The sequence below is a fragment of the Clostridium sp. CCUG 7971 genome, assembly GCF_017590215.1.
Lineage (GTDB): Bacteria > Bacillota > Clostridia > Peptostreptococcales > Peptostreptococcaceae > Faecalimicrobium.
On sequence record NZ_JAFFPK010000043.1, the window covers coordinates 1 to 3842 of the forward strand.

The 3842-nt window shown below is 25.5% G+C and carries 4 protein-coding genes; 3 read left to right on the forward strand and 1 reads right to left on the reverse strand.

All coding sequences use genetic code 11. The annotated features are described in order from the left end of the window. The first annotated feature begins 2 nt into the window (after nt 1-2). Complete coding sequence (locus tag JWF52_RS19645) at nt 3-278, forward strand: helix-turn-helix domain-containing protein (RefSeq protein WP_208332591.1); 276 nt, start codon at nt 3-5, stop codon at nt 276-278. Nucleotides 279-409: 131 nt separating this feature from the next. Further along, complete coding sequence (locus tag JWF52_RS06255) at nt 410-1441, forward strand: hypothetical protein (protein WP_208332593.1); 1032 nt, start codon at nt 410-412, stop codon at nt 1439-1441. A gap of 124 nt (nt 1442-1565) precedes the next feature. On the opposite strand, the gene JWF52_RS06260 is transcribed toward JWF52_RS06255, so the two are convergent. Beyond that, nucleotides 1566-1775: a DUF1413 domain-containing protein gene (locus tag JWF52_RS06260; RefSeq protein ID WP_208332597.1), complete on the reverse strand. Its 210-nt coding sequence runs from the start codon at nt 1773-1775 to the stop codon at nt 1566-1568. 227 nt (nt 1776-2002) lie between these two features. Between JWF52_RS06260 and JWF52_RS06265 the strand changes: the two genes are divergently transcribed. After that, nucleotides 2003-3403, forward strand: a complete 1401-nt coding sequence (locus JWF52_RS06265; RefSeq protein ID WP_208332595.1) for an RNA-guided endonuclease TnpB family protein — start codon at nt 2003-2005, stop codon at nt 3401-3403. Nucleotides 3404-3842: the final 439 nt, after the last annotated feature.

A 3842-nucleotide genomic window follows, 5' to 3' on the forward strand; every position in this document is an offset into this window, starting at 1 on the left:
GCATGACCTGTATATATAATATTGCGATAAGTACTAAGTTATTTAAACTCTACGGAGGGTATTATAATCTTAAGCCCTATAATATAAATGATTCTATACAAGACCTAATATTTAAATACCGTATAAATAACAATCTAAGTTTAAAAGATTTATCCTTTAAACTTAATTATAGTGTATCTTATTTATGTAATTTAGAAAATGGTACAATTTTACCCAATAAAAAATTAATAGAGGCAATATATAGCCTAACTTTAGCTGATTCTATAATTAAACAATAAATAGCATTTCTTTAAAAACTTCTATATTATTTTTCTACTTATATTGTATAATAATTTTAAAATATTATTTTGATATAAAAATATAGTTTAGAGATACTTAATTCAATGATAAAAATAGAAGGAGTTTATTAATGAAAGAATACTTATTAGAGTCAGATATTGAAAAACTAAAATATGATTTTGAACTAAAAAAAGAACAATGCTTTTGTGGAGAGGGATATATCTATAAAGTTGAAAGGTGTGGATTTACTAAAAAGGGCAACAGATATGGGGTAGATGAATTTGAAGAAATCAAGGAAATAACGTGTGACTTTTGCAGAAATAATTATTATGAATTAGAAACAATTAAGTCAACTATAAGAGATATTCACCATTTAGAAGATATGCTTTACAATTATTACTATGATCAGAAATGTAAAAATCATAATATGGAATTAATAGAGGAAAAAAATACGCTATTAGAAAAATACCATCTAGTAAAAGCAAAATTAGATAAACTCAATATAACCGATTTACCTAGTTCTTTATTTACAAAACGTCAGTGGGCTAGATATTTTGTAGAAAATAACTTAACAGAGCTGAATGAAAAAGAGTGTTTTAAACAAGTTTTTTATGGAGCTAATAAATTTGGTTTGGACATATTCCTAAACACAGTAGGAATAACCATAGAAGATTATATTGCATTTTCAAGAGCTAAATTATTATCACTAGAAGGTGATAGGATACAAAGACTTAAAAATGAAATTTTAGATAAAAAGAATTACTTACTACAACACGAAGCATTTGTACAAGTTATACTAGATAATAAAGATGAAATTAAAGATTTTAATTATATAAAAATTTTAGAAAAGCTAGCTGAAGAATCAGAAGCAATTAGAGAGCATAGGAATAAACAAGTAGAAGAGTTTTTAGATGATAGTCTAGATTATCATGAAGATGATATTTACCTTAAATCAGATATAGCCTTTTATGTTGAAGATGCTTTAGACTATGTACTAAATAAATTTGAAGATAGCAATAATTCAATTCTGAGAAATCAGGAGAATAAAAGAACATTCATTAAAGAATATATCTGCGAGGTTTTAGGTGAAGAATATACACAAGAAGATTACGAATACGATTTTGATGATGTGTTTGAAGATGAAAAAGATTATGATGAATAATTTTTTGTGTTTGAAGTTATAAGTTAGTACTAAGACACTATATTTTTGTTTAATAAAAGGGTGTCAAAACTTACAAGTTTGACTATCTATATAAAATTAAGCACCTAATTTTATGTGCTTAATTTTATATCTTTTTGTATCTTTGCTGATTTTTAGGAGTTTTACCTAGTGGCTCAATGCTAGTAGAACCTTTATGATTAGTGAAGTTAAATACCATAGAACCAAGTTTAGTACGATAACCTTTTGCTATACGATTCCATTCAAAACCTCTGAAGAGATCCTTTACTATAAACTCTTCTCCTGGATTTAATTCATTTAACGCATCTTCTACTATTTTAAATAATTCTTCAAGTGATGTATTACTAGTTCATTCATAATATACCTCCTATATAAATATAATTTTTAGCATATTCTACTTAGTAGCTAGTAAGTCAAAAATTTTTATAAAATTATTACTACATAATAAAATCGGTGTCATAACTTTATAGTTGTGATTATTTTTTTTTAAATATATACTTTTATTATAAAATATATTGTACTAACATGGGGGTGGGGAAACTAATGATAACTACTAGAAAGCTTAAATTAACTATTCTGGGAGATGAAGAAACTAGAAAACTACAATATAAACTAATTAGAGATGAACAATATGAGCAATATAAAGCTCTAAATTTATGTATGTCTTTATTAAATACTCATAATATTTTGTCTGGATATAATACAGGTGCAGAAAATAAACTTAATAGTCAAATAGATAAATTAAATAAAAAATTAGAAAAGGCTCAGTTTGAGATAAAAAAAAATGATATTAAGCAATCTAAACTAGATAAGTTAAATTCAGATATTGAACTATATCAGAATGAATTAAATAAATTAAAAGAACAATTTACACAATCTTCAAAGTATAGGAGTGACATAGATTTAAAATTTAAAGAAATGTATATAGATGATCTATACACTATCGTTCAAAATCAAGTTACTTTTAAAAATAAAGATTTGATGAGTTTAGTAACCCAGAGGGCTAAAAAAGATTACTCTATTGCTCTAAAAAACGGTATGGCCAGAGGTGAAAGAAGTCTTACTAATTATAAAAGAGATTTTCCTTTAATGACCAGAGGTGAACGTTGGTTAAAATTTAAGTATGATGAAAATTCAGATGATATATTAATAGATTGGATATCAGGAATTAAATTTAAAGTAATATTAGGATATAGAAAAAATGAAAATTCAATAGAATTAAGACATACATTGCATAAGGTAATTAATAAAGAGTATAAAATTTGTGATAGCTCTATACAATTTGATAGAAATAACAATCTTATATTAAATTTAACTCTAGATATTCCTAATAATTCTAAGTCTGAATTTATAGAGAATAGAACTTTGGGGGTAGATTTAGGGATAAAATATCCTGCATATATCTGTTTATCTGATGATACATTTAAAAGAGAATCTATAGGATGTGCAGAAGATTTTATAAGAGTCAGAGAGCAAATAAGAAATAGACGAAAAAGACTTCAACAACAATTAAAGATGGTACAAGGTGGAAAAGGTAGAGAGAAAAAACTTAAGGCACTAGACCGAATATCTGATAAAGAACGTAACTTCGTAAAGACTTATAATCATATGATAAGTAAAAATATCGTTAATTTTGCTAAAAAACATAAATGCCAATACATAAACTTAGAGAAACTAACTAAAGATGGTTTTCCAAATATGATACTATCTAAATGGTCTTATTATGAACTTCAGCAGATGATTGAGTATAAGGCTGAAAGAGAGAATATAAAAGTAAGATACATAGATCCAGCTTATACTTCTCAAACATGTAGTAGGTGTAGCCATATAGAAAAAGATAATAGAGAAACACAAGAAAAATTTAAATGCCTAAAATGTGAATTTGAATTGAATGCAGATCATAATGCTGCTATAAATATTTCTCGTAGTGTTAATTTTAAATAATAACTTGATTTATAATTATTAAAATGATAGCATTGAAATAAATATACATATGGTCGATTCAACGACCAAAGGCTGAGGATATGGACTTAAATAGATAGTTATAGGTAAATCTATCCATAATCACTCGGTAAGGGTCAATTCTAGATGTTATGTTACCGTCTAGACATACTTATAGTTATATATAAACTGAAATTTGCAGTGAAGCACATTTACATATTAATATAGTTAAATAGTTGGTATTACTTAAGTATAATTAGTTTATTAAATTTATGTAAAAACACTATTTATACATCACTGCAATATTTATATAAATATTATATTTAAAGTATTGATATTTCAATATTTTATTTTAGGGTTTTATATCAACTATGTGGTATGTGAATTTGGGAGAGAAAATTGCTTTTTTCCCACTGTATAGGGTTTTATATCAACTATGTGG

Bases quoted from the DNA above. Each gene is read 5' to 3' on its own strand.
- JWF52_RS19645 (WP_208332591.1), top strand. From the start codon at position 3: ATGACCTGTATATATAATATTGCGATAAGTACTAAGTTATTTAAACTC.
- JWF52_RS06255 (WP_208332593.1), top strand. From the start codon at position 410: ATGAAAGAATACTTATTAGAGTCAGATATTGAAAAACTAAAATATGAT.
- JWF52_RS06265 (WP_208332595.1), top strand. From the start codon at position 2,003: ATGATAACTACTAGAAAGCTTAAATTAACTATTCTGGGAGATGAAGAA.